The following is a 22,247-nucleotide window of genomic DNA, read 5'->3' on the forward strand; positions in this document are numbered from 1 at the left end:
CCGCGCGGCCGCTACGCCGGCGCGCGGCTTCGGAGAAGATCCAGATGAACCGGAAGATGAAGACCGGCGCCGTGCGCGCCGTTGCCGCCGGCGCGCGGCGTCGCGCATTGCGCGCGATCGCGGGCTCGGTGCTCGCGCTGGGCGCGGGTTGGGGTGCAGGCGCACCTTCGCTCGCGTTTGCGGCCGATGCACCGCAGGCCGTCACGCGCGTCGCGATGCTCGTGCAGTTGCGCGGCCCGAACCTGAAGGTCGACGAACGCATCGGCCAGCATCTCGGCGAACGCGGCTACGCGGTGCGCCTGATCGACGAGTCGGCCACGCCCGATGCGGCGCGCGACGCCGACCTGGTCGTGATCTCGTCGACGGTGTCGTCGAAGAACGTGCGGCCCGGCTGGCGCACGCTCGACAAGCCGCTCGTGACGTGGGAAAACGACCTGCTCGACGATCTCGCGATGACGGGCAAGCGGCACGACGTCGACTTCGGCGAAACGGGCAAGGAGCGCTACCTGTGGCTCGTCAACGCGCCGCATCCGGTCGCCGCCGGCTTGCCGGCCGGCGCGACGAACGTGTACGGCAAGCAGGCGCCGATGAGCTGGGGCAAGCCGGGGCTCGGCGCGATCACGATCGCGACCGTGTACGGTCAACCCGACAAGGCCGCGATCTTCGCGTACGAGAAGGGCGCGACGATGGACTACGAAGCGCTCGCGCCGGCGCGCCGCGTGATGTTCTTCCTCGACAACGACACGTTCGTGAACCTGTCGCCGGCCGGTGTCGCGCTGTTCGACGCGGCTATCGACTGGGCGGCCGGGCGGCGCTGATCCGCGACACGCGAATCAGGCGGCCTGCGGCGGCGAGCGACGCCGCGACGCCGCTTCAATCAGTTGCGCCAGCATCTGCGCCGGCTCCGACATCGTGCGCCGCGCGCGATGCACGAGCCCGATGTCGCGATGGAACGTGTGATGCCCGAGGTCGAGCGCGCGCACGCCGGCCGGCCAGCGGCGATACGCGGCGGTTTGCGGCACGATCGCGACGCCGACGCCGTTCTCGACGAGCTTGACGATCGCGTCGAGCTCGTCGAGTTCGCAGGTGTCGCGCACCGTGATGTGCATCTTGCGCAGAAAGCGATCGACCTGGCGGCCACCGAACGACGCGCGGTCGTAGCGGACGAACGGTTCGCTCGCGAGCAGCCCGGCCCAATCCTGGCCCTTCACGCCGCGCGGCACGATCAGCCGGAACGGTTCCTGCACGAGCGTCGTCCAGTGCAGGTCGCTCTGCAGCGCAAACGGCGGCCGGATGATCGCGGCCATGTCGATCTCGCCCGCGTCGACCAGGTTGACCAGCTCGATCGACAGCCCCGGTATCACGCGTGTCCGGCACGAGGGATGCCGGCGATGGAAATCGGCCAGCGCGGCCGGCAGCAGCGCGCTCTGCACCGATGCGATCGCGCCGATCGTCACGCGCACGGCGGCCGGCGAGCCGGGCGCCGTCGAGCTCAGGTTCTCGTACAGGCCGATCAGCGCCTGCGCCTGGTCGAGCACGTGACGGCCCATCTCGTTGAGCCGGGCCGACCGGCCTTGCCGGTCGAACAGCGCGAAGCCGAGCTCGGCTTCGAGACGCTGCATCTGCGCGCTGACGGCAGCCTGCGTCAGCCCGATACGGTTGCCGGCGGCGGCGAACGTGCCTTCCCGGGCGACGGCGACGAGGGTCTTCAGCTCGCGGATCATTCATCAATTCCGTTTGTGAATCGCGAAATTATATATTGATTTAATTTTTGCTTGACGTTGTCTACCATGGGGCCATCCTCGCGCCACGCGAGCGTTCCTTCACGAGGCAACCATGAGTCTTTCCCCGTTTCACCTGGCGATTCCGGTCTACGACCTGCCGGCCGCGCGCGATTTCTACGGCCGCGTGTTCGGGCTGGCAGAAGGGCGCTCGAGCGCGCAATGGGTCGACTTCGACTTCTACGGGCACCAGCTCGTGATCCACGCGCATCCGAAGACCGCGTCGCAGGAAGGCGCGCATACGAATGCCGTCGACGGTCACGACGTGCCGGTGCCGCATTTCGGGATCGTGCTCGACTGGGCGAGCTGGGAAGCGCTGGCCGAGCGGCTGAGATCGTTCGGCGTGACGTTCGTGATCGAGCCGTATGTGCGGTTCCAGGGGCAGGTCGGCGAACAGGCGACGATGTTCCTGTTCGATCCGTGCGGCAATGCGCTCGAATTCAAGGCGTTCCGCGACATCGGCCAGCTGTTCGCGAAGTGACGGAGCGGGCCGTCTGCGCCGATTGAAATTGAGTGCGAGAATGCGGCCTCCGGCCCGGTCGCACGCACGCGCGCACGCGCGCGCCGGCCGACGCCGTGCCGCACGGCATCCGTCCGTGCGCGCCGTTCTCCAAGGAACCCGTATGGACAGTCACATCGCGCCGGTGGCGCTGAACAAAGCGTACCGTCTCCTCAATCACGGCCCGACCGTGCTCGTGTCGGCCCGCCACGACGGCGTCGACAACGTGATGGCCGCCGCATGGGCGTGCGCGCTCGACTTCCTGCCGCCGAAGCTGACGGTCGTGCTCGACAAATCCGCGAAGACGCGCGAGCTCGTCGAGCGCAGCGGCACGTTCGTGATCCAGGTGCCGACGGCCGCGCAGCTGCAGCTCACGCATGCGGTCGGCAGCCACAGTCTCGCGGAGCGGCCCGACAAGCTGCGCGAAGCGGGCGTCACGCTGTTCGACGTCGACTGCCACGACCTGCCGTTCGTCGCCGGCTGCTCGGGCTGGCTCGCCTGCAAGCTGATTCCGGAGCCGCACAACCAGCAGACCTATGACCTGTTCATCGGCGAGGTGGTCGGCGCGTGGTCCGACACGCGCGTGTTCCGCGACGGCCACTGGTATTTCGAATCGGCCGATCCCGCGCTGCGCAGCCTGCACTACATCGCGGGCGGCAATTTCTATGCGATCGGCGAATCGCTGCACGTCGATCCGGACGCACGGTAAGCGCCGGGGAAGCATCCGTTCCCGATCCGGGCGCGCGGCTCACGCGCGCTGTTTCAATGCCGCCAGCATCGCTGCGGCGAACGCCTGCGCGACGCGCGGCAACGTACGCCCGCGCTTCGCGACGAGCGCGATCGGCCGCACGAATGCGGGGTCGTCGATCGGTTTCGCGACGAGGTCGGGCTCGGCACGCACCTCGCGCGCGCTTGCCGGCAGGATCGTCACGCCGAGGCCGCCGCGCACCATCGCGACGGCCGTCATCATGTAGGTCGGCTCGCACGCGATGTCGGGCGTGCAGCCGGCCGCGTCCAGCGCGGCATCGACGACGCTGCGCACGCTCGTGCCCCGCGCGGTGAGCACGAGCGGCACGCTTGCGACGTCGGCGGTGCTCACGCGCCGCTTGCGCGCGAGCGGATGATCCTTCGGGCATACGGCGACGAGCCGGTCGGCGCCCGCATACAGCACTTCCAGCGACGCATCGAACGTGTCGCCGCCGGTCAGCCCGAGATCGGCTTCCTCGTTGCGCACGAGCGCGGTGACGAGGCTCGCGACGCCGTCGCGGATCTCGAAGCCCGCGCGCGGCACGTCGCGCCGGAACGACTGGATCAGCTCCGGCAGCACGCTGGACGCGAAGGTCGGCAGGCACGCGAGCCGCACCGTGCCGCTCGCGCCTTCGCCGAGCGCGCGCGCATCGCGCAGCACGCGCTCCATGTCGTCGAGCGAGCGCTGCAAGAGCGGCAGCAGCTCGCGCCCGGTCTGCGTGAGCGCGACGCTGCGGCTGTTGCGGTCGAACAGGCGCGCGCCGACGATTTCCTCGAGCCGGCGGATCTGCACGGTCAGCGCCGGCTGCGACAGGTGCAGGTGCGCGGCCGCGCGCGTGAAGTTGCCGGCGTGCGCGACGGTGACGAACGCGCGGATGTCGCGAAGATTCAGATCCATAACGATTCGTGATTGCTGCGATCAAATCATTTCAATTGTGCTATCGCTGCGCCGACCTTACGCTCGTCTCCAATAAAAGACAAGGTAGGAGACACGGATGCTGCCGTTACTCGGGCTTGGCACGATCGTCGTGCTGCTGGCCGCGATTCTGTCGAAGCGGATGTCGCCGCTCGTCGCGCTGATCATCGTGCCGATCGCCGCGTCGCTGATCGGCGGCTTCGGGCTGCATACCAGCAAGTTCGTCGTCGACGGGCTGAAGGGCCTCGCGCCCGTCGTCGGGATGTTCGTGTTCGCGATCCTGTATTTCGGGACGATCACCGATGCCGGCACGCTCGACCCGATCATCGACCGCATCCTGCGCGCGGTCGGCACGCGGCCGACGCGCATCGTGATGGGCACGACGCTGCTCGCACTGCTGATCCACCTCGATGGCTCGGGCGCCGTCTGCTTTCTCGTGACGATTCCGGCCGTGCTGCCGCTGTACGACCGGCTGAAGATGGACCGGCGCGTGCTGGCCGCTGCCGTGTCGATGGCCGCGGGCATCAACTTCCTGCCGTGGACGGGGCCGATGATCCGCGCGTCCGCGTCGCTGCACCTGCCGGTGTCGGCGCTGTTCAATCCGCTGATCCCGGTCCAGGCGATCGGGCTCGTGTTCGTGTTCGGCGTCGCGTACTGGCTCGGGCGGCGCGAGGAGAAGCGGCTCGGCCTGTCGCGCGACGATGCGTCCATTCCGCTGCCGAAGCGCGAGCTGACGCCCGACGAGCAGGCGCTGCGCCGGCCGCACCTGTTCTGGTTCAACCTCGCGCTGACCCTCGTCGTGCTCGGCACCATGGTCGTGATGGGCGAGAAGATCCCGCCCGCGATCATGTTCATGGTCGGGCTGTGCATCGCGCTGATGGTGAATTACCCGGACGTCGACATGCAGCGGAAGCGGATCGACGCGCATGCGCGCGCCGCGCTGATGATGGCCGGCATCCTGCTCGCGGCCGGCGTGTTCACCGGGATCATGCAGGGCAGCGGGATGCTGAAGGCGATGGCGCAGGCGGCGGTCGGCTTCGTGCCGCCGTCGATGGCCGGCCACATTCCGGTAGTGCTCGGCCTCGCGTCGATGCCGCTCAGCATGCTGTTCGATCCCGATTCGTTCTACTTCGGCGTGCTGCCCGTGATCGCGGAGGTGGCCGGCCAGCTCGGCGTGCCGGCCGTGCAGGTCGGGCAGGCCGCGTTGCTCGGCCAGATGACGACGGGGTTCCCGGTCAGCCCGCTGACGCCCGCGACGTTCCTCGTCGTCGGCCTGTGCGGCATCGAGCTGGCCGAGCACCAGAAATTCACGTTCCCGCTGCTGTTCGGCGCCTCGATCGTGATGACGATCGCGTGCGTCGTGCTGGGCATTTTTTGATCTTTCCCGGCGGCGTGCCGCCGGACGACGGTACGGACATGACAGCAAAGCAACCTGAACGGCGCGTGCGCATCGGCGCGGGCGCCGGCTACTCGGGCGACCGGATCGAGCCCGCGGTCGAATTGGCCGAACACGGGCAGCTCGACTATCTCGTCTTCGAATGCCTGGCCGAGCGCACGATCGCGATCGCGCAGCAGGCGCGGCGCAAGGACCCGGCGCTCGGCTACGATCCGCTGCTCGACGCGCGCATGCACGCGGTGCTGCCGGTCGCCGCGCTGAAGGGCGTGCGTATCGTGTCGAACATGGGCGCGGCGAATCCGCGCGCGGCCGCGCGGCGCACCGCGCAGATCGCGCAATCGCTCGGCATCGCGGCGCTGAAGGTCGCGGCGGTCGAAGGCGACGACGTGTTCGACGTCGTGCTGCGCGGCGCGTTCCGGTTCGAGGAGTCGGGCGACGACGTCGCCGCGTATCGCGACCGCATCGTGTCCGCGAACGCGTATCTCGGCGCCGCGCCGATCGTCGACGCGCTCGCGGCCGGCGCGGATGTCGTGCTGACCGGGCGCGTGGCCGATCCGTCGCTGTTCGCCGCACCGCTGATCCACGCGTTCGGCTGGCGGATGGACGACTGGGACACGCTTGGGGCTGCGACGGTCGTCGGCCACCTGCTCGAATGCGCGGGGCAGGTGACGGGCGGCTATTTCGCCGATCCCGGCTACAAGGACGTGCCGAATCTCGCGCGGCTCGGGTTCCCGATCGGCGAAGTCGCGGCCGACGGCTCGGTCGTGATCACCAAGGTGCCGCACGCGGGCGGCCGCGTGAGCGAGGCGACCTGCAAGGAGCAGTTGCTCTACGAGATTCACGATCCGGCGCGGTATCTGCAGCCCGATGTCGTCGCCGATTTCACGCGCGTTGCGGTCGCGGAGGAGGCGACCGATCGCGTGCGCGTGACGGGCGGGCGCGGCACCGCGCGGCCCGATACGCTGAAGGTGTCGGTGGCTTATGTCGACGGCTGGATCGGCGAAGGCCAGATCTCGTACGGCGGCCCGGGCGCGCGCGAGCGCGCGCGTCTCGCGCTCGACATCGTGCGCGAGCGGCTGGCGCTGACCGGCGTCGCCGCGACCGAGTGGCGCTTCGACCTGATCGGCGTCGATTCGCTGTATGGCGACGCGACGCCGGCCGTGCGCGGGGAGCCGGCCGAGGTGCGCGTGCGGGTGGCCGGCCGCGCGGCGAGCGCCGCCGAAGCGGCGCGGATCGGCAATGAAGTCGAGACGCTCTATACGAACGGGCCGGCCGGCGGCGGCGGCGCGTTCAAGTCGACGCGCGAGGTGATCGCCGTGCAGTCGGTGCTGCTGCCGCGCGCGGCCGTGACGCCGTCGTTTTCATTCGTGGAGGCATGATGCAACTGCGTGAACTCGCGCATGCGCGCACCGGCGACAAGGGCAATACGCTGAACGTATCGGTCATCTGCCGCGATCCGCGTCATTACGACCATCTGCGCACGCATCTGGATGCGGAAGCGGTGAAGGCCTGGCTCGCGGGCATCGTGCACGGCGACGTCGTGCGTTACGAATTGCCGGCGCTCGGTGCGTTCAATTTCGTGCTGCGCGATGCGCTCGGCGGCGGCGTGACGCGTTCGCTCGCGCTCGACGCGCATGGCAAGTCGGTCAGCTCGGCGCTGCTGGCGATCGACGTGCCCGACCCGGCGTGACGGGAGGCGCCGCCGCCGCGGTGCGGGCAGGCGCTCACGGAATCAGCAGCTCGCGACGCCCGTCCGCGTGCTCGATGCGTTCGCCGGCAATGTGCAGGCGCTGATCCTTGCGATAGTCGTAGACCGCGCGCGACGCGGCGAGCTGGCCGAAATCGAGTTCGACCGCGTGACGCGATTCGGTGTTGCCGGCTTCGAAGATCATGTTGCCGAACGGATCGACCGCGAGGCTGCCGCCCGCGTACACGACGTCGTGCGAGCTGCCGCCGACGCGGTTGGCCACCACCGCGAACACCTGGTTCTCCATCGCGCGCGCCGATGCCGACGTGCGGTGCACGTAGCGGTACGGCTCCATGTTGCCGTCGGTGATGAGGATCAGTTGCGCGCCGAGCGCGGCGAGCGCGCGGCCGGTTTCCGGGAATTCGTTGTCGTAGCAGATCAGGAGGCCGATCCGCACGCCGCGCCATTCGACCGTCGCGTAGCGGTCGCCGGGCAGCACGACGCCGTGCTCGCTGACCCACAGGTGCGTCTTCCGATAGCGCAGCGCGATGCCGTCCGGCGTGACGAACACGGTCGTGTTGTAGAAGCGTCCGCCATCGTTCTCGATCAGCCCGACCACGACGGCGACGTCGCGTGCGCGGGCGGCCGCGATGACCGCGCGGATGCTCGGGCCGTCGAGCGGCTCGGCGACGTCGGCGAGATTCGACCGATCGAGGAAGCCGGTAAGCTGCGCTTCCGGAAACATCACGATGTCGGTGCCGGGTGCGCAGGTCTCGATCGCTTCGAGCGTGCGCTGCAGGTTGTACTTCGTGTCGCCGTCGCGGCCGGCGAGCTGGACGATGTCGAGCTTCAGTTTCATGGGCGATTTCGGTGGCAGGGGCCCGTCGCCGGTGGCGCCGGAAGGGTGGTGAAGAGGCCCCAGTATGCGCTGATCCGGCGGGTTGCCCATCCCGCCGACGCGTTAACCCTTCGGGGGTATTGATCTGCGCGGCCGCTGTCGGGACGTCCCGGTTTTTTTGAGTGGTCTGACCAGTCGAACCTCAAGTTGCATCGCGGCAGGTCGTTAAAACCGGTTGCGTACTCGTTTGACCATTCAATAACAACGCGCAACCGGAGATCGCCGTCATCATGCTGTCATCAATTCGCGCTCGGATCCTGGCGACTTGCGTCGCCATCGTCGTCACGGCGCTGGCTGTAACCGGCGGCCTCGTATACGAGGTCGTCAAGCGACACAACGACGAAACCATCGATCAGAACCTGCAGTCGGTTCTGGCCGGCCACGCGCTGGCGCTCGACGAGTGGGTCGCGAGCCGCGCCCAGCAGACCCAGGCGCTCGCGGATACGCTGCCGGTCGGCGAAGGCGATCCGCTGCCGGCGCTGACGCTGCTCGGCAAGTCGGGCGGCTTCCAGGTGCTGACGCTCGGCCTGCCGGATCGCACGGCGTTCTCGAATGTCCCGCTCGCGCCCGGCTACGACCCGACCGCGCGCCCGTGGTACAAGCAGGCGGTCGAGGCCGGCCGGCTCGTCGTCACTGCGTTGTACCGGGATGCCACGACCGGCAAGCCCGCCTTCGCCTTCGCCGCGCCGATCGTCCGCGGCGGCACGCTGAAGGGCGTGCTGGCGGCGAGCCTCTACATGGAGCGCGCGAGCGCGATCGTCGCGTCGATGCACCCGAGCCCGGCGAGTTTCGCGTTTCTGGTCGACCGGAGCGGGCGCCTCATCGCGGGCGCGAAGACCGACCTGATCATGAAGCCGGCCGCGGAGCTGTCGCCCGAACTGACGCCCGACCGTCTCGCCGGCCTGCAGACCGCGACCGAGCCGGTGGCGATCGCGGTGGACGGCGTGACCAAGCTGCTTCGTGCGCGCGCGATTGCCGGGACGGACTGGTCGCTCGTGATGGCGCTCGACCAGTCGGACGTGACGTCCGGCATGCGGGCCGTCGCGACGACGACGCTCGCGGCCATCGTCATCGTGGCCTGTATCGCGGCCGCGCTCGTCGGCGCGCTGACGAACGCGGCGTTCAGGCGTGTGCTGCTGGTGCGCGACGCGCTGACCGACGTCGCGAGCGGCAGCGGCGACCTGACGAAGCGGTTGCAGGCGGACGGCAACGACGAGGCCGCGCAGATCGCGCGCGCGTTCAACGTGTTTGCGGAGAAGATCAGCGCGATCCTGCTGGAGATCCGCGGGTTCAGCGAATCCGTGAGCGTGGCGAGCGCGGAGATCGCGCAGGGCAACCAGGATCTGTCGAGCCGCACCGAGCATGCGGCATCGAGCCTGCAGGAGACCGCGGCAGCGCTCGAGGAGATCGCCGGCACGGCACGCAACTCGGCCGATGCGGCGACGCAGGTGAACCGGCTCGCGGAATCGGCGTCGGGCGTCGCCATGCGCGGCGGCGAGGTGGTGAGCCAGGTGGTCGCGACGATGGGCGAGATCACGGCGGCCTCGACCGAAATCTCGAACATCATCGGCGTGATCGACGGCATTGCGTTCCAGACCAACATCCTCGCGTTGAACGCGGCCGTCGAGGCGGCGCGCGCGAACGAGCACGGGCGCGGCTTCGCGGTCGTCGCGGGCGAGGTGCGCACGCTCGCGCAACGCAGCGCGCAGGCCGCCAAGGAAATCAAGCAGCTGATCCAGGCGTCCGTCGACAAGATCGAGGGCGGTTCGGGGCTCGTGCACACGGCCGGCGCGACGATGGACGAGATCGTCGAGGGCGTGCGCGGCATCACGAGCGTGATCGCGGAAATGACGGTCGCGGCGAACGAGCAGAGCACCGGGCTGGCGCAGGTGAACCAGGCGGTGTCGCAGCTGGATCACTCGACGCAGCAGAACGCGGCGCTCGTCGAGGAGTCCGCCGCGGCCGCGGCGCAGCTGCGCGAGCAGGCGGCGCGGCTCGCGCGAACGGTCGGCGAATTCAAGCTCGCGCGTCCGCACGCGGCCGATACGATGCCGGCGTGATGCGGCTCGCGCCGGGCCGCGACGGCGCGGGAGCGGCGCGGTGGCGCGGACCGCGCGTTATCGGCCGGTCTGTGCGTTCAGGAACAGCGAGAACAGCTCCGACTGCGAATTGATGTCGAGCTTCGCGTAGATGTTGCGCCGGTGCACCTTGACCGTTTCGGCCGAAATCGCCAGCTTGTTCGCGACTTCCTTGTTCGAGCGGCCGCTCAGGATCAGCCGGATCACATCGAGTTCGCGCGCGGTCAGCGGCGTGCCGAGCCGCTCCATCGCCTGCTCGAAGCCGTCCGCGCCGCCGGACCGGCGCGGCGGCGCATGCTCCGCCGGCGTGGGCTCGAACGCGAGCCGCTGGCGCATCAGCCCGGCCACCCACGGCCGGATCAGGTCGAGCAGCGCGACCTGTTCGGGGCTGAAGCGCCGCTTGCTGCCGAGCGACAGGCACAGCGTGCGCGCGTCGTCGAGCACGACGTTGAATTGCACCTCGTCCTCGACGACGTTGTGCGTGAAATAGAGCGTGTAGTACTCGGTGTCGCGAAAGCATTCCGGTGCGACGTCGGACAGCCGGAACAGGCCGCTCCTCGGCGCGTCGCGGTTCGCGATGTAGAACGGGTCGAGCTGGTACAGGCCCTGCACGTAGTCGCGGAACAGCGGATCGGGGCCGTCGCCTTCGTACGGGCATTCGGCGAACACCTGCGGACGGCCGTCGCCGAACGTCAGCGCGACCCAGCTGTCGACCGCGACGTATTCCTCGATCAGCCGGATCAGCGCCAGCCAGAAGCCCGGCTGGTCGAGCGACTCGATGAGCCGCCCGACCGACCGGTGCCATGCGACATCCTGCAAGGTCAGGTTCATGCGAGTATCCGTGTCTCCGTGTCGGGCCGGGCGATGCGCGCTTGCGATGCCGTGCCGTGCGTGTGTACGCTACGGGCTCGCGCGTGCGGCACGGGTCGCGCGCATCGACCGGACTCTGGAATGAAGAACGAGATCGTAACGCCGGGCGGCGCGCATGGCGAGGCCGGGTGCCGTCGGCGGCTCCCGGCGATCGCCGTGCGTGCCGCGCTGGCCGGGCTGTGCTGCGCGGGCGCGGTGGCGCCGAAGGGTGGGTGCCCACCGCGCGGCTGAAGCCGGACGGCACCGGCATTGCGCCACGGCAACCGTGATCGCGCGCGCTCGCAATCATCCGTTACACGCTTTTTCACTCCGACCGAACCTCGTCATGACTGTCTCGCACCGGAAAAAACGTCTCAAGCCGTGCGCGGCTTCGCTCGCCTCGCTCGCGGTGCTCACGGCGCTCTCTGCGTTGTCGCCCGTCCACGCCGCCGATCCGGTTCAACCCGACCGTCAGCTGAAGACGTTCATCCACGACAGTTACGGCGATTGGCGTGCGGACCGCAAGGGCTGGCAGGCGGACGGGGACGACGTCATCTATGCGCCATGCAGCGCGCTGCGCGTCGCGACCGCGGACGGCCCGCGCATGCTGCTCGCGATGTGCGGCGAGACCGAAGCGGCCGTGCAGAACGGGATGCCGGGCATGGATTCCGATGCGACGCCGGGCACGATCGACTTGTACGTGCTGCAGCCTGCGCCGGACGGAAAGACGCTCGAACCGGTGCTGAAGAAGACGGGTATTACATCGGGCCAGCGTGGCGAGCCGGGCACGGTGAGCATCCAGCGGCTCGGGCCGCACCTGTTCGGTTTCGTGATCGGCGAGCGCGATTCGCGGCAAGGCTATACGCAAAGCCTCCGCTCGATCTGGCTGCCGTACGGCAATGCGCTGGTGCTGGCGGCGGCGCGCATCGACGAGGCGCTCGACAATGCGGAGTCGGCCGAATGTGCGAACGCGCAGGCACGCTGCGAGGAACGTCGCTTCGAGATCGCGCCGGACATGACCGGCGCCGGCGACGTCTATCCGCTGACTGTCACGGAAACGGGCACGCGCGGCGACAAGCGCATTCACGTGCGCCATACGGTGAAATTCGACGCGGCGCGCGGCCGCTACATCGTGCCGAAGGCGCTGCGCGAAGGGTACTGATCCTTCGCGCGCAGGAACGGGCGGCGATGCGCCGCCCGCGCATCACACGTACAGGTAGCGCACGAGGTGGAAGAACACCGGCGCGGCGAAGCAGATCGAGTCGACGCGATCGAGCATCCCGCCGTGGCCCGCGATCATCGAGCCCCAGTCCTTGGTGCCGAGCGAGCGCTTGACGGCCGACAGCACGAGGCCGCCGACGAAGCCCGCGATCACGATCGCGAGCGAGATCCCGAACGCCGCGCCGAAGCTGAACGGCGTCACGCGATACAGCGACGCGCCGCACAGCGTCGCGAGCAGGCCGCCGCCGATGAAGCCCTCGATCGTCTTCGACGGCGACAGCTGCGGGGCGATCTTGCGGCGCCCGAACAGCTTGCCGACGACGTACTGCAGCACGTCGCTGATCTGCACGACGAACAGGAAGAAGAACAGCAGCAGCGCGTTTTGCCCCGCGTAGCGCGGAATGTCGAGGATCAGCACGGCCGGTGCATGGCTCAGCCCGTACACGCACACCATCAGCGCCCAGTTGATCTTCGCGTTGCGGCTCAGGAATTCGCGCGTGTCCTGCGTGAGCGCCGACACGAGCGACATCGCGAAGAACAGGTGCACCGGCACGAAGATCGAATACATCCCGTACCAGTTGATCCCGAGCAGCAGGTACTGCACGGGGATCGCGATGAAGAACGCGATGAACAGCGTCGTATGGTCGCTCGCGGTGGTCGGCGTGAGCGTGATGAATTCGCGCAGCGTCAGGTACGACAGCAGCGCGAACACCAGGTACGTGACGTTGTTGCCGAGGCCGATCGCGATGGCCATGATCGCGATCATCGCCCACCACGCGCGGATGCGCTGGTTCAGGTTGACGATGGTCGAGCTCTGGCCGCCGCTGCGTGCGCCGAGGATCGCGCCGATCACGGTGGCGACGACGAGCACGCCCGTGACGCCCGCGACCAGTTCCCAGAAGAGAGTTCGCATGGGGATATCCGGAAAAAGGGAGAAGAGGGCGCCGCGTTCAGCCTGCCGGCCGCTGTGGCGGCGCGAGCGCGACGACCGCGTCGCGCATGCGGGCGAGGAAGGTCGGCTTCTCTTCCTGGCCGCCGAGCGCGTCGTTCGAGCCGAAGTGCACCTTGCAGATCAGCGGCACGGGCCAGATCGCGCCCTTCGGCATGATGCGCTGCAGGTTCTCGAGGTAGACGGGCGCGAGCGCGACGTTCGGGAATTCGGTCGCGAGATGGAACAGCCCGCTCTTGAACGGTTGCGGCAGCACCTCGGCGCCGCGCGTGCCTTCCGGGAAGATGATGATCGAATGGCCTTGCCGCAGCGCGTCGCGCACGGGGTCCAGAGGATCGCCACCGGATTCGCGGTGGCGGTCGATCAGCACGACGTTCAGCAGCTTCTGCGCGATGTGGCGCTTCATGTTGCTGCTGTCCCAGTAGTCGCGCGCGGCGACCGGCCGCACGACCGCGCGCACGTTGCGCGGCAGCGCGGCGAGGATCGCGAGCGTGTCGATGTGGCTCGTATGGTTCGAGAAATAGATCTTCTGCGTCGGGGACGGCGGCGCCTGATGCCAGACCGGATACGCGCCGGCGACGAGCCGCACGATGGACAGCAGGAAATCGCGCTGCCAGACGTTGAGGATGTTCATCGGTGCGGCGCCTCCTGCCTGCATGCCCGGCCGGCCGCGCAAGCGCGGCCGGCGGGACCCCGGAATGCCGGCGCGACAGGACGCGCGCCGGACGGCTCTTGTTTAAATTTTTTCAAATTCGTGGCTGCCTGTCGCAGGTCCGCGAGAATCGGACGATTCGCCGTCACGCGCTGTTGCGTCGCGGCGAATGCGCCGGTCGGCGGCGTGATAAACGGCTGTTGCACGAGTGCCCGTTTGCAGTTCGAATAGATCTTGCTGCGATCGGGCCAGCGGATTATCGCGAGTTTCCGTCAAAAACACCAGATTGGCGCCGCGCGGCGGGCCGGGCCGCATGCTTGACGCATCGGGGCCGCTCGGCGACGATGAGGGCCGTCCATTGAAAGCCTGCAAAGGTCGTTTCGCCGCCCGGGGCATGGCGGCAGGAAACGTGTCCGATTGTGCCGCGCAAATAAAACGATGAGCCTCTACGCACTCAAACCCAAATTCCAGAACCGTCTGCGGCCATTCGCGGACTCGCTCGCCGCACGCGGCGTCACCGCCAACCAGGTCACGCTGTTCGCGGCCGGCGGCTCGATCGTCGTCGGCGCGCTGGCCGGGCTCGGCGTGTTCGCCCGCGCGCTGTTCCTGCTGATCCCGCTGTGGCTGTTCGCGCGGATGGCGCTCAACGCGATCGACGGGATGCTCGCGCGAGAGCACGGCCAGAAGAGCACGCTCGGCGCATACCTGAACGAACTCGGCGACGTCGTGTCCGACATCGCGCTGGTGCTGCCGTTTCTCGCGATTCCGGCGTTCGCGCCGGCAGACGTCTGGCTGTTCGCGCTGACGGCGGTGATCGTCGAATGCGCGGGGCTGATCGGCCCGCTGGTCGGCGTGAGCCGCCGCTACGACGGCCCGTTCGGCAAGAGCGACCGCGCGCTGGCGCTCGGCGCGTTCGCGCTGTGGATCGGCTTCGGCCTGCCGGTCGGCAGCGTCGCCGCGTGGCTGTGGCGGCTGCTGATCGTGCTGTCGATCGTGACCGTCGTGCGGCGCGTGCAGGCCGGCATCGCGGAAAAGGGCGGTTAAGTAGGCGGTTAAGCGGGCGGTTGCCGGAGGTTGCAGTACCGGGCGCCGGAGGGCGGCGCCGAATGATTCGAATAACGAAACGAGAGAGATCACATGAGCACACGCATGGCCCGCGAGGCTGACTTCATCACGCACGACGGCGAAACGCTGTTCTATCGTCACTGGCCCGCGACGGGCCCACGCTGCCGCGGCGCGATCGTGCTGCTGCATCGCGGCCACGAACATTCGGCGCGCGTCGCCCACCTCGTCGACGAGCTCGACCTGCCCGATTTCGCGTTTTTCGCATGGGACGCGCGCGGCCACGGCCGTTCGCCCGGCGCGCGCGGCTATAGCCCGAGCGCGGCCGCGTCGGTGCGCGACCTGCAGACCTTCGTCGAACATATCCGCGACACGCACGGCGTCGCGATCGAGGACATGGCCGTGGTCGGCCAGAGCGTCGGCGCGGTGCTCGCGGCCACCTGGGCGCACGATTACGCGCCGCCGATCCGCTGCCTCGTCGTCGCGTCGCCGGCGTTCCACATCAAGCTCTACGTACCGTTCGCGCGGCCGGGGCTGCGGCTGATGCACAAGCTGCGCGGGCTGTTCTACGTGAACAGCTACGTGAAGCCGAAATTCCTCACGCACGATCCCGAACGGATCGCGAGCTACGCGTCCGATCCGTTGATCACGCGGCCGATCGCGGTGAACATGCTGCTCGACCTGCACGACACCGCGCAGCGGATCGTCGCCGACGCGGCCGCGATCACCGTGCCGACCCAACTGCTGATCTCGGGCGCCGACTGGGTCGTGCATCGCGGCCCGCAGGACCGCTTCTTCGAACGGCTCGGCTCCGCGCGCAAGGAGCGCATCGTGCTGCCGGGCTTCTATCACGACACGCTCGGCGAACGCGACCGCGCGCAGGCGCTCGCGCCGCTGCGCACGTTCGTGCTGCGCGAATTCGATGCGCCGAGCCCGCGCGTGTCGCTCGCCGATGCCGACCGGCGCGGTGCGTTCCACGACGAATACGCGGCGCTCGGCCGTCCGCCCGCGAATGCGTTCGCGCGTGCGTACTGGGCGCTCACGCGGGCCGGCCTGAAAGCCGGCGGCGCGCTGTCGGACGGCATCGCGCTCGGGCTGCGGCTCGGCTTCGATTCGGGCTCGACGCTCGACTACGTGTACCGCAACCGTGCGCAGGGGCGGCTCGGCGTCGGTGCGCTGATCGATCGCACCTATCTCGATTCGCCGGGCTGGATCGGCATCCGCCAGCGCAAGGTGCACCTGCAGGAACTGATCGGCACGGCGATCGGCCGCCTGCGCGGCCACGGCACGCCGGTGCGGATCGTCGACATCGCGGCCGGGCACGGGCGCTACGTGCTCGACGCGATCGCGACGGCCGCCGAGCGCGACGGCGCGGCACCCGACGACATCACGCTGCGCGACTACAGCCCGCCGAACGTCGAGGCCGGGCGCGTGCTGATCGCGCAGCGCGGCCTCGAGCCGATCGCGCGCTTCGAGCGCGGCGACGCGTTCGACGAGGCATCGCTCTCGACACTCGAGCCGCGTCCGACGCTTGCGATCGTGTCGGGCCTCTACGAGCTGTTCGGCGAGAACGCGCTGATCGAACGTTCGCTGCGCGGGCTCGCGCACGCCGTGCCGCCGGGCGGCTATCTCGTCTATACGGGGCAGCCGTGGCACCCGCAGCTCGAATTCATCGCGCGCGCGCTGAACAATCACCGCGGCGAGGCGACCTGGGTGATGCGCCGCCGCTCGCAGGCCGAGATGGACGAACTCGTCGCGCGCGCGGGCTTCCGCAAGCTCGACCAGCGGATCGACGAAATGGGCATCTTCACGGTCAGTCTCGCGCAGCGGGTCGACGCGTCATGAGCGCGCTCGGCGGCGGCGCGAGCGGCCTCGCCGAGCCGGCGGCCGGCGCGCGCGACGCGTCGTTCGCGCTGCGCTTCGGCTGGCTCGCGGCGATGGGCGCCGTGTTCTTCTCGACGTACGGCTTCGCGAACTGGCTCGCCGCGCGCCGCGCGGCGGTGCCGACGTTCGCGTTCGGCTGGGAGCATGCGATCCCGTTCGTGCCGTGGACGATCGTGCCGTACTGGTCGATCGACCTGCTGTATGCGCTGTCGTTCTTCTTCTGGACGCGCCGCGCGGATCTGCTCGATCACGTGAAGCGGCTGTTGACCGTGCAACTGGTGTCGGTCGCGTGCTTCCTCGCGTGGCCGCTGCGCTTCGGTTTCGAGCGGCCCGACGCGGGCGGCGCGGCCGGCGCGCTGTTCACGCTGCTGATGGGGTTCGACAAGCCGTTCAACCAGGCGCCGTCGCTGCACATCGGATTGCTCGTGGTCCTGTGGGCCGTCTATGCGAAGCACCTGCGCGGCACGCTCGCGCGCGTCGTGCTGCACCTGTGGTTCGCGGCGATCGGCGTGTCGGTGCTGACGACCTACCAGCATCACGTGATCGACGTGCCGACCGGCGCGGCCGTCGGCTGTCTCGCGCTGTTCCTGTTTCCGCTGCGCGATGCCGCGGGCCGGCTGCCGGGGGCCGGCGTGTCGCCGGGCGCGGCCGGCCGCGCGCTCGCGCGCCGCTATGCGCTCGGCGCGGCGCTGGTCGCACTCGCGGCGCTCTGGTGCGTGCCGCGCGCGCCGGGCTGGGCGCTGGCGGCGGGGTGGGTCGCGCTGGCGCTCGCGTGCGTCGCGTGGATCTACCGGCGCGGCGCACCCGGTGCGTTCCAGAAGGACGCGCACGGGCGTTTCCCGGTCTTCATCCGCTGGCTGCTCGCGCCGACGATCGCCGGCGCGTTCGTCAATTCGCGGCTGTGGACGTTCCGGCAGCCGGCGCCCGTGCGGATCGACGAACGGGTGTCGATCGGCCGCACGCCGACGACGCGCGACGTGCGGCGTCACGGTTTCACGGCGCTGGTCGACCTGACGGCCGAAATGCCGCGCTGGACCGCGGCCGACGCGTCGCTCGCGTATGCGGCCGTGCCGCAGCTCGACCTGATCGCGCCGACGGCCGCGCAGCTCGCGCAGGCTGTCGCGGCGCTCGAACGCCTGCACGGCGAAGGGCGCGACGTGCTGGTCTGCTGCGCGCTCGGCTACGGGCGCAGCGTACTGTGCGCGGCCGCGTGGCTGGCGGCACGGCGCGGGTTCGGCGATGCGCGCGACGCGCTGGCCGCGGTGCGCGCGGTGCGGCCGCACGCGGTGTGGTCGGACGACGGCGTGGCCGTGCTGCAGCACTGGATCGATCGCCATCGCGGCGCGGGAGGCCGGTGATGCGCGATCCGTCCGCTCCATTCCGGATTGCCGCCGCGCGCGGCGCGCTCGATGCGGGGGCGTGGGCGATCGCGGCCGCGCTGGCCGCGGCCGGCGCGGGCTGGTGGATCGCGTCGGGCTGGGCGCCGGCGACGCTCGCCCGCGTGCTGCTGGCCGTCGTCAGCACGGGGTCGGGGGTCGCGGCGCTGTGGTACGCGGTGCGTATCGAGATCGACCGCCGGCTGTTCGCCGCGCTGGCGCGAGCGGCCTCCGGCGATGCGTCGATCGACGACGGGCTCGCGGCGCTCGATCGTGCGCTCGCCGATCTCGGCTGGATCGACGCGGGGAAGGCGGGACGCGCGCTCGACGCGCGCGTGCGCGGCGCGGTCGGGCTGTGCCGGGCCGGCGTGCTCGTCGCGATCGTGCAGTGGGTCGTGGTCGGGATCGCGATCGCGGTGCCGCAGATCGGCTAGCGGCCCATTTCAGGCGTTACGCGTGCATCGAACGATGCGGTCGCGTCCGCTTCGCTTCATACATCGCCTGATCCGCATGCTCGATCAGCGCGGTCATGTCGGTGCCGTCGTCCGGCAGCAGTGCGACGCCGACGCTGACGCCGAGCTGCAGCGGGCGCCCCTCGAATTCGAACGGTTCGCTGACCTGCCGCGCGAGTCGCACGCGTTGCGCGTCCACGTCGTCGCGGCTGCCGACATTCGGCAGGATCACGGCGAATTCGTCGCCGCCGACGCGCGCGACGGTGTCCGAGCGCCGCACCGCACCCTGCATCCGCGTGGCGATCTCGCGTAGCGCGGCGTCGCCCGCGCGGTGGCCGAAACCGTCGTTGATCGGCTTCAGCCCGTCCATGTCGATGTTGAGGATGCCGAGCCGGCCGTTCGCGCGCAGCGCCGTGTGCATCGACTGCCGCAGGCGGTCGTAGAACAGCGCGCGGTTGGGCAGGCCGGTGAGCGCGTCGTGCGTCGCGCGCAGGTATAACTCGTTCGCCTCGTTGCGCGCCGCGTGGAACATCGCGGCGGCGATCAGTTCGGCCGTCAGCCGCAGCGTGCCGGCGTCGGCCTGCGAGAAGCCGTCGACGTCCGGTGACATCACCTTCAGCACGCCGACCGTCGTGTCGGCATGCGTGAGCGGCATCACGAGCATCGAGCGCAGGCCGACCCGGCGGCATGCGTCGCGATCGACGCGCGGGTCGGTTTCCGAATCGACGCAGTGCAGCAACTCGCGTTGCTGCACGCACAGGCCCGACAGGCTGCCCGAGCGGCGCAGCCGCAGCCCGAGCATCCCGGCGGCCGTGCCCGATGCGGCGCGGTACACCATGTCGTCACCTTCGGCGAATTCGACCGCGGCGGCGCTCGCGCCGGTGAGCAGCGGCACCTGCTCGGCCACGTAAGCCATCACGCTGCCGAGGTCGAGACCGAGTTTCGCGATTTCGGTCTGCGCCGCGATGATGCGCAGCAGCGTGGCGGGCGAAGGCGTGGCGGTGTCGACGATTTGATCCAAGTCAGTTTTCCAGGAAAGAAAGCGCGTCCGGTGTCGCGGGTTTGCGGTAGCATACGGCGCCGCTCCGCGGGCGGTCTGCAACGGACCGCCCCGGCCAGCCGCAGCGCCGGTAGTATGCCGTCCGGCCCTTTCGACGACAACGGCGCAATTCTTGCCACTCGTTCATCTCGCGCAGCATTTCCGACCGGATTGAGGTTTTTTCGCTTCACCGTTGCGAATCGGGGTGAGTTTTGTTCTGTTTTTGAGATAGTGTGACGAATGGGCGCGTGCCTGTGCCAGGCGCGCGCGTGCCATACGATGTCGGACGATTAAAGAAAGTGCCACATCGTTTCGATAAATGAATCAGGTAAGTCAGTTAATTGAGGGGAAGCTGTGGGGATGTTCACTCACGGGCATGGCTGCTTTGCGCGCGTCGGGTTCGACGCGCTTGATGACCGGGCGATCGTGACGACGCGGAGTCGCGCATGAAGCCGGCCGCGTCGCTGTTCGTCCTGTCGGTTGCCATGGTCGGCGCTTTCCACGTGGCCGCGCTGTCGGCCGCTCCGGTGCCGGCGGTACCGGTAGCCGGTGCGTCGTCCGCCGCTGGGTCGGCGCCGGTGCTCGCGGCCGCGCCGACGGCGGCCAGCGCGCCGTCCGGCGGCCTGCCGGCGGCGACGGTGCGCCTGCCGTTCGCGTCGCTCGGCGCGTTCGATCCGCTGCGCCTGCGCGGCGCCGACGACGCGCGCACGATCAACGCGGGCGTGCGGCTCGACCGCGTGGTCACGGGCGCGCGGCTGCGCCTGACCTATGCGTATTCGCCGTCGCTCGTGTTCCCGATGTCGCACCTGAAGGTGTCGGTGAACGGCGAGGTCATCGCGACCGTCCCGTTTGACGCCGCGCACGCGGGTAGCACGGTCACGCAGGACATCCCGATCGATCCGCGCTACTTCTCCGATTTCAACCAGATCGGCTTGCGCCTGATCGCGCACTACACGCTCGACCATTGCGAGGATCCGTCGAACTCGGCGCTGTGGGCCGACGTGAGCCCGACGAGCGAGCTGATCCTCGATGAATCGCCGGTGCGCCTGCCGAACGATCTCGCGCTGCTGCCCGCGCCGTTCTTCGACCGGCGCGACAACGGCCGCGTGCGGCTGCCGTTCGTGCTGCCCGCGTCGCCCGATTCGGCGACGCTGCGCAGCGCGGGCGTGCTCGCGTCGTGGTTCGGCGCGCTCGCCGATTACCGGCATGCGCGCTTCCCGGTGTCGTCCGGGCTGCCGGCCGACGACCAGGCGGTGGTGGTGGGTACGGCCGCGACGCTGCCGGCCGGCCTCGTGCTGCCGTCGGTCAACGGCCCGCTGCTCGCGGTCGCCGACAACCCGGCCGCGCCGGGGCGCAAGCTGCTCGTCGTCACGGGCCGCACGGCGGCCGAGGTCGACGATGCGGTCGCGACACTCGTGCTCGGCCGCGCGGCGCTGTCGGGGCCGGCGGCGACCGTCGCGCACGTCGATCTCGGCGCGCCGCGCAAGCCGTACGACGCGCCGCGCTGGCTGCCCGTGAACCGGCCGATCGCATTCCGCGAGCTCGTGGCCGATCCGCGCGAGCTGGAAGTGCGCGGTACGACGCCCGACGCGATCCGCCTGAGGCTGCGCGTGCCGGCCGATCTCCATTCGTGGAACGGCGCGGGCGTGCCGATCACGCTGCGCTACCGCTATACGGCGCCGACCGTGCAGGACAACTCGACGCTCGCCGTCGAGATCAACGACCAGCTCGTGAAGTCGTACCGGCTCGGGCCGGCCCATGCCGAGGACGCGCACGGCCGCATGCAGCTGCCGCTGCTGTCGGTGCCGGAAGGGCGCGTGACGAGCGACGTCGACATTCCGGCATTCCGGGTCGGCAGCGGCAACCAGCTGCAGTTCCGCTTCACGCTCGACTCGCAGAAGACGGGCCTGTGCTCGAGCACGGCCAGCGAGCCGCAGCGCGCGGCGATCGATCCCGATTCGACGATCGACTTCTCGCACTTCGTCCATTACGCGCAATTGCCGAACCTCGCATTTTTCGCGAACAGCGGCTTCCCGTTCACGCGCTTCGCCGACCTGTCGCAGACGGCCGTCGTGATGCCCGACCGGCCGTCGCCGCAGGAGCTCGAGGCCTACCTGACGATGCTCGGCCACATGGGCGAATGGACCGGTTTCCCGGCACTGCGCGTGCAGGTCGCGCGGCCCGGCGACGTCGCCGCGCTGTCGGGCAGCAAGGATCTGCTGGTGATCGACGGCTCGCCCGCGTCGCCGCTGCTCGCGCACTGGCGCTCGGCGCTGCCGCTCGCGATCGGCGAGCAGGGCGGTGCCGGAGGCGGCGGCGCGACGCGTGTCGCGTTCACGGTGAAGGAGCGCTGGCGCAACGGCGTCGGCCTGGCCGACGGCGGGGCGCATATCGAGCAGACAGGCCCGCTCGCGGCGCTCGCCGGGTTCGAGCTGCCGGGCAGCCGGGGGCGCAGCGTCGTCGCGCTGACGGCGACCGACCAGCCGCGCCTCGGCGATCTGCTCAACGTGTTCGAGAATCCCGGCCTCGTGTCGCAGCTGCAAGGCGATCTCGCGCTGGTGCGGCCGGGGCAGGTCGACAGCCTGCGCGTCGGCGAGCCGTACGTGGTGGGCTTCGTGCCGTGGTATGCGCGCGTGTGGACGCATGCGGCGCAGCATCCGGTCGTGCTCGGCGCGGTCGGCGTCGTCGCGGGGCTGCTGCTCGCGCTCGGCGTGTTCAGCGTGCTGCAGAAAATCGCCGCGCGTCGACGGGGGATGTAACG

At 69.6% G+C, this 22,247-nt stretch carries 21 protein-coding genes; 14 read left to right on the plus strand and 7 right to left on the minus strand.

From position 1 onward, the window contains the following. Positions 1 to 44 precede the first annotated feature (44 nt). The gene (locus tag BFF94_RS20895) at positions 45 to 818 is read left to right on the plus strand and encodes a hypothetical protein (protein ID WP_219139763.1); all 774 of its coding nucleotides are present in this window, start codon (positions 45 to 47) and stop codon (positions 816 to 818) included. Between the two features lie 15 nt (positions 819 to 833). On the opposite strand, the gene BFF94_RS20900 is transcribed toward BFF94_RS20895, so the two are convergent. Beyond that, positions 834 to 1,724 (minus strand): LysR family transcriptional regulator, encoded by an 891-nt coding sequence (locus BFF94_RS20900; RefSeq protein WP_128843929.1) that lies wholly within the window; start codon positions 1,722 to 1,724, stop codon positions 834 to 836. Positions 1,725 to 1,836: 112 nt separating this feature from the next. Between BFF94_RS20900 and BFF94_RS20905 the strand changes: the two genes are divergently transcribed. Both BFF94_RS20905 and BFF94_RS20910 read left to right on the plus strand, forming a co-directional pair. Then, a complete protein-coding gene (locus BFF94_RS20905; protein ID WP_128843930.1) occupies positions 1,837 to 2,262 on the plus strand; it encodes a VOC family protein in 426 nt (141 codons plus the stop codon). 142 nt (positions 2,263 to 2,404) lie between these two features. After that, positions 2,405 to 2,989 carry a flavin reductase family protein gene (locus tag BFF94_RS20910; RefSeq protein WP_128843931.1) on the plus strand — a complete coding sequence of 195 codons (585 nt, stop codon included), beginning with the start codon at positions 2,405 to 2,407 and terminating at the stop codon, positions 2,987 to 2,989. A 39-nt stretch (positions 2,990 to 3,028) separates the two neighbouring features. On the opposite strand, the gene BFF94_RS20915 is transcribed toward BFF94_RS20910, so the two are convergent. After that, positions 3,029 to 3,925: a LysR family transcriptional regulator gene (locus BFF94_RS20915; RefSeq protein ID WP_128843932.1), complete on the minus strand. Its 897-nt coding sequence runs from the start codon at positions 3,923 to 3,925 to the stop codon at positions 3,029 to 3,031. Positions 3,926 to 4,022: 97 nt separating this feature from the next. On the opposite strand from BFF94_RS20915, the gene BFF94_RS20920 reads away from it, so the two are divergent. Genes BFF94_RS20920 through BFF94_RS20930 form a run of 3 tightly spaced genes read left to right on the plus strand, consistent with a single transcriptional unit; the run spans position 4,023 to position 7,029 of the window. After that, positions 4,023 to 5,321, plus strand: coding sequence for a CitMHS family transporter (locus BFF94_RS20920; protein WP_128843933.1), 1,299 nt, complete (start codon positions 4,023 to 4,025; stop codon positions 5,319 to 5,321). Positions 5,322 to 5,359: 38 nt separating this feature from the next. After that, on the plus strand, positions 5,360 to 6,718 hold the full coding sequence (locus BFF94_RS20925) for an acyclic terpene utilization AtuA family protein (protein WP_219139764.1): 1,359 nt from the start codon (positions 5,360 to 5,362) through the stop codon (positions 6,716 to 6,718). Then, positions 6,718 to 7,029 (plus strand): AtuA-related protein, encoded by a 312-nt coding sequence (locus BFF94_RS20930; protein ID WP_219139765.1) that lies wholly within the window; start codon positions 6,718 to 6,720, stop codon positions 7,027 to 7,029. The genes BFF94_RS20925 and BFF94_RS20930 overlap by 1 nt, the downstream gene beginning before the upstream one ends. A gap of 34 nt (positions 7,030 to 7,063) precedes the next feature. On the opposite strand, the gene BFF94_RS20935 is transcribed toward BFF94_RS20930, so the two are convergent. Then, positions 7,064 to 7,885 (minus strand): nitrilase-related carbon-nitrogen hydrolase, encoded by an 822-nt coding sequence (locus BFF94_RS20935; protein WP_128847785.1) that lies wholly within the window; start codon positions 7,883 to 7,885, stop codon positions 7,064 to 7,066. Between the two features lie 269 nt (positions 7,886 to 8,154). On the opposite strand from BFF94_RS20935, the gene BFF94_RS20940 reads away from it, so the two are divergent. Next, positions 8,155 to 9,984, plus strand: a complete 1,830-nt coding sequence (locus BFF94_RS20940; RefSeq protein WP_219139766.1) for a methyl-accepting chemotaxis protein — start codon at positions 8,155 to 8,157, stop codon at positions 9,982 to 9,984. A 57-nt stretch (positions 9,985 to 10,041) separates the two neighbouring features. Here BFF94_RS20940 and BFF94_RS20945 read toward each other — a convergent pair whose 3' ends face one another. After that, entirely contained in the window at positions 10,042 to 10,833 is a 792-nt protein-coding gene (locus tag BFF94_RS20945; RefSeq protein WP_219139767.1) for a response regulator transcription factor, read from the minus strand. 120 nt (positions 10,834 to 10,953) lie between these two features. Between BFF94_RS20945 and BFF94_RS20950 the strand changes: the two genes are divergently transcribed. Together BFF94_RS20950 and BFF94_RS20955 are read left to right on the plus strand one after the other, a co-directional pair. Beyond that, a complete protein-coding gene (locus BFF94_RS20950; protein ID WP_219139768.1) occupies positions 10,954 to 11,103 on the plus strand; it encodes a hypothetical protein in 150 nt (49 codons plus the stop codon). Between the two features lie 94 nt (positions 11,104 to 11,197). Next, a complete protein-coding gene (locus BFF94_RS20955) occupies positions 11,198 to 12,013 on the plus strand; it encodes a topoisomerase IV (protein ID WP_128845133.1) in 816 nt (271 codons plus the stop codon). A 42-nt stretch (positions 12,014 to 12,055) separates the two neighbouring features. Here BFF94_RS20955 and BFF94_RS20960 read toward each other — a convergent pair whose 3' ends face one another. Together BFF94_RS20960 and BFF94_RS20965 are read right to left on the minus strand one after the other, a co-directional pair. Continuing rightward, the gene (locus BFF94_RS20960) at positions 12,056 to 12,985 is read right to left on the minus strand and encodes a phosphatidate cytidylyltransferase (protein ID WP_128845135.1); all 930 of its coding nucleotides are present in this window, start codon (positions 12,983 to 12,985) and stop codon (positions 12,056 to 12,058) included. 37 nt (positions 12,986 to 13,022) lie between these two features. After that, positions 13,023 to 13,655 carry a lysophospholipid acyltransferase family protein gene (locus BFF94_RS20965; RefSeq protein WP_128845137.1) on the minus strand — a complete coding sequence of 211 codons (633 nt, stop codon included), beginning with the start codon at positions 13,653 to 13,655 and terminating at the stop codon, positions 13,023 to 13,025. A gap of 456 nt (positions 13,656 to 14,111) precedes the next feature. On the opposite strand from BFF94_RS20965, the gene BFF94_RS20970 reads away from it, so the two are divergent. The 4 genes from BFF94_RS20970 to BFF94_RS20985 all read left to right on the plus strand — a co-directional run bounded on the left by BFF94_RS20970 (position 14,112) and on the right by BFF94_RS20985 (position 18,429). Next, positions 14,112 to 14,717: a CDP-alcohol phosphatidyltransferase family protein gene (locus BFF94_RS20970; protein WP_128845139.1), complete on the plus strand. Its 606-nt coding sequence runs from the start codon at positions 14,112 to 14,114 to the stop codon at positions 14,715 to 14,717. Between the two features lie 93 nt (positions 14,718 to 14,810). After that, positions 14,811 to 16,580, plus strand: coding sequence for a bifunctional alpha/beta hydrolase/class I SAM-dependent methyltransferase (locus BFF94_RS20975; protein WP_128845141.1), 1,770 nt, complete (start codon positions 14,811 to 14,813; stop codon positions 16,578 to 16,580). Then, positions 16,577 to 17,977, plus strand: coding sequence for a phosphatase PAP2/dual specificity phosphatase family protein (locus BFF94_RS20980; RefSeq protein WP_219139769.1), 1,401 nt, complete (start codon positions 16,577 to 16,579; stop codon positions 17,975 to 17,977). The genes BFF94_RS20975 and BFF94_RS20980 overlap by 4 nt, the downstream gene beginning before the upstream one ends. Then, the gene (locus BFF94_RS20985) at positions 17,977 to 18,429 is read left to right on the plus strand and encodes a hypothetical protein (RefSeq protein WP_219139770.1); all 453 of its coding nucleotides are present in this window, start codon (positions 17,977 to 17,979) and stop codon (positions 18,427 to 18,429) included. The genes BFF94_RS20980 and BFF94_RS20985 overlap by 1 nt, the downstream gene beginning before the upstream one ends. Before the next feature lie 16 nt (positions 18,430 to 18,445). Here BFF94_RS20985 and BFF94_RS20990 read toward each other — a convergent pair whose 3' ends face one another. Then, the gene (locus BFF94_RS20990; RefSeq protein WP_128849142.1) at positions 18,446 to 19,468 is read right to left on the minus strand and encodes a sensor domain-containing diguanylate cyclase; all 1,023 of its coding nucleotides are present in this window, start codon (positions 19,466 to 19,468) and stop codon (positions 18,446 to 18,448) included. 464 nt (positions 19,469 to 19,932) lie between these two features. Between BFF94_RS20990 and bcsB the strand changes: the two genes are divergently transcribed. Further along, positions 19,933 to 22,245, plus strand: a complete 2,313-nt coding sequence (gene bcsB / locus BFF94_RS20995) for a cellulose biosynthesis cyclic di-GMP-binding regulatory protein BcsB (RefSeq protein ID WP_219139771.1) — start codon at positions 19,933 to 19,935, stop codon at positions 22,243 to 22,245. The last annotated feature ends 2 nt before the right edge of the window (positions 22,246 to 22,247 follow it).

The sequence above is a fragment of the Burkholderia catarinensis genome (assembly GCF_001883705.2).
In the GTDB taxonomy this organism is placed as follows: Bacteria; Pseudomonadota; Gammaproteobacteria; order Burkholderiales; family Burkholderiaceae; genus Burkholderia; species Burkholderia catarinensis.

Coding starts and splice junctions, on each gene's coding strand:
- BFF94_RS20970 (WP_128845139.1), top strand. CDS start 14,112: ATGAGCCTCTACGCACTCAAACCCAAATTCCAGAACCGTCTGCGGCCA.
- BFF94_RS20935 (WP_128847785.1), bottom strand. CDS start 7,885: ATGAAACTGAAGCTCGACATCGTCCAGCTCGCCGGCCGCGACGGCGAC.
- BFF94_RS20965 (WP_128845137.1), bottom strand. CDS start 13,655: ATGAACATCCTCAACGTCTGGCAGCGCGATTTCCTGCTGTCCATCGTG.
- BFF94_RS20920 (WP_128843933.1), top strand. CDS start 4,023: ATGCTGCCGTTACTCGGGCTTGGCACGATCGTCGTGCTGCTGGCCGCG.
- BFF94_RS20915 (WP_128843932.1), bottom strand. CDS start 3,925: ATGGATCTGAATCTTCGCGACATCCGCGCGTTCGTCACCGTCGCGCAC.
- BFF94_RS20930 (WP_219139765.1), top strand. CDS start 6,718: ATGCAACTGCGTGAACTCGCGCATGCGCGCACCGGCGACAAGGGCAAT.
- BFF94_RS20900 (WP_128843929.1), bottom strand. CDS start 1,724: ATGATCCGCGAGCTGAAGACCCTCGTCGCCGTCGCCCGGGAAGGCACG.
- BFF94_RS20905 (WP_128843930.1), top strand. CDS start 1,837: ATGAGTCTTTCCCCGTTTCACCTGGCGATTCCGGTCTACGACCTGCCG.
- BFF94_RS20895 (WP_219139763.1), top strand. CDS start 45: ATGAACCGGAAGATGAAGACCGGCGCCGTGCGCGCCGTTGCCGCCGGC.
- BFF94_RS20960 (WP_128845135.1), bottom strand. CDS start 12,985: ATGCGAACTCTCTTCTGGGAACTGGTCGCGGGCGTCACGGGCGTGCTC.
- BFF94_RS20975 (WP_128845141.1), top strand. CDS start 14,811: ATGAGCACACGCATGGCCCGCGAGGCTGACTTCATCACGCACGACGGC.
- BFF94_RS20950 (WP_219139768.1), top strand. CDS start 10,954: ATGAAGAACGAGATCGTAACGCCGGGCGGCGCGCATGGCGAGGCCGGG.
- BFF94_RS20955 (WP_128845133.1), top strand. CDS start 11,198: ATGACTGTCTCGCACCGGAAAAAACGTCTCAAGCCGTGCGCGGCTTCG.
- BFF94_RS20910 (WP_128843931.1), top strand. CDS start 2,405: ATGGACAGTCACATCGCGCCGGTGGCGCTGAACAAAGCGTACCGTCTC.
- bcsB (WP_219139771.1), top strand. CDS start 19,933: ATGAAGCCGGCCGCGTCGCTGTTCGTCCTGTCGGTTGCCATGGTCGGC.
- BFF94_RS20945 (WP_219139767.1), bottom strand. CDS start 10,833: ATGAACCTGACCTTGCAGGATGTCGCATGGCACCGGTCGGTCGGGCGG.
- BFF94_RS20980 (WP_219139769.1), top strand. CDS start 16,577: ATGAGCGCGCTCGGCGGCGGCGCGAGCGGCCTCGCCGAGCCGGCGGCC.
- BFF94_RS20925 (WP_219139764.1), top strand. CDS start 5,360: ATGACAGCAAAGCAACCTGAACGGCGCGTGCGCATCGGCGCGGGCGCC.
- BFF94_RS20940 (WP_219139766.1), top strand. CDS start 8,155: ATGCTGTCATCAATTCGCGCTCGGATCCTGGCGACTTGCGTCGCCATC.
- BFF94_RS20985 (WP_219139770.1), top strand. CDS start 17,977: ATGCGCGATCCGTCCGCTCCATTCCGGATTGCCGCCGCGCGCGGCGCG.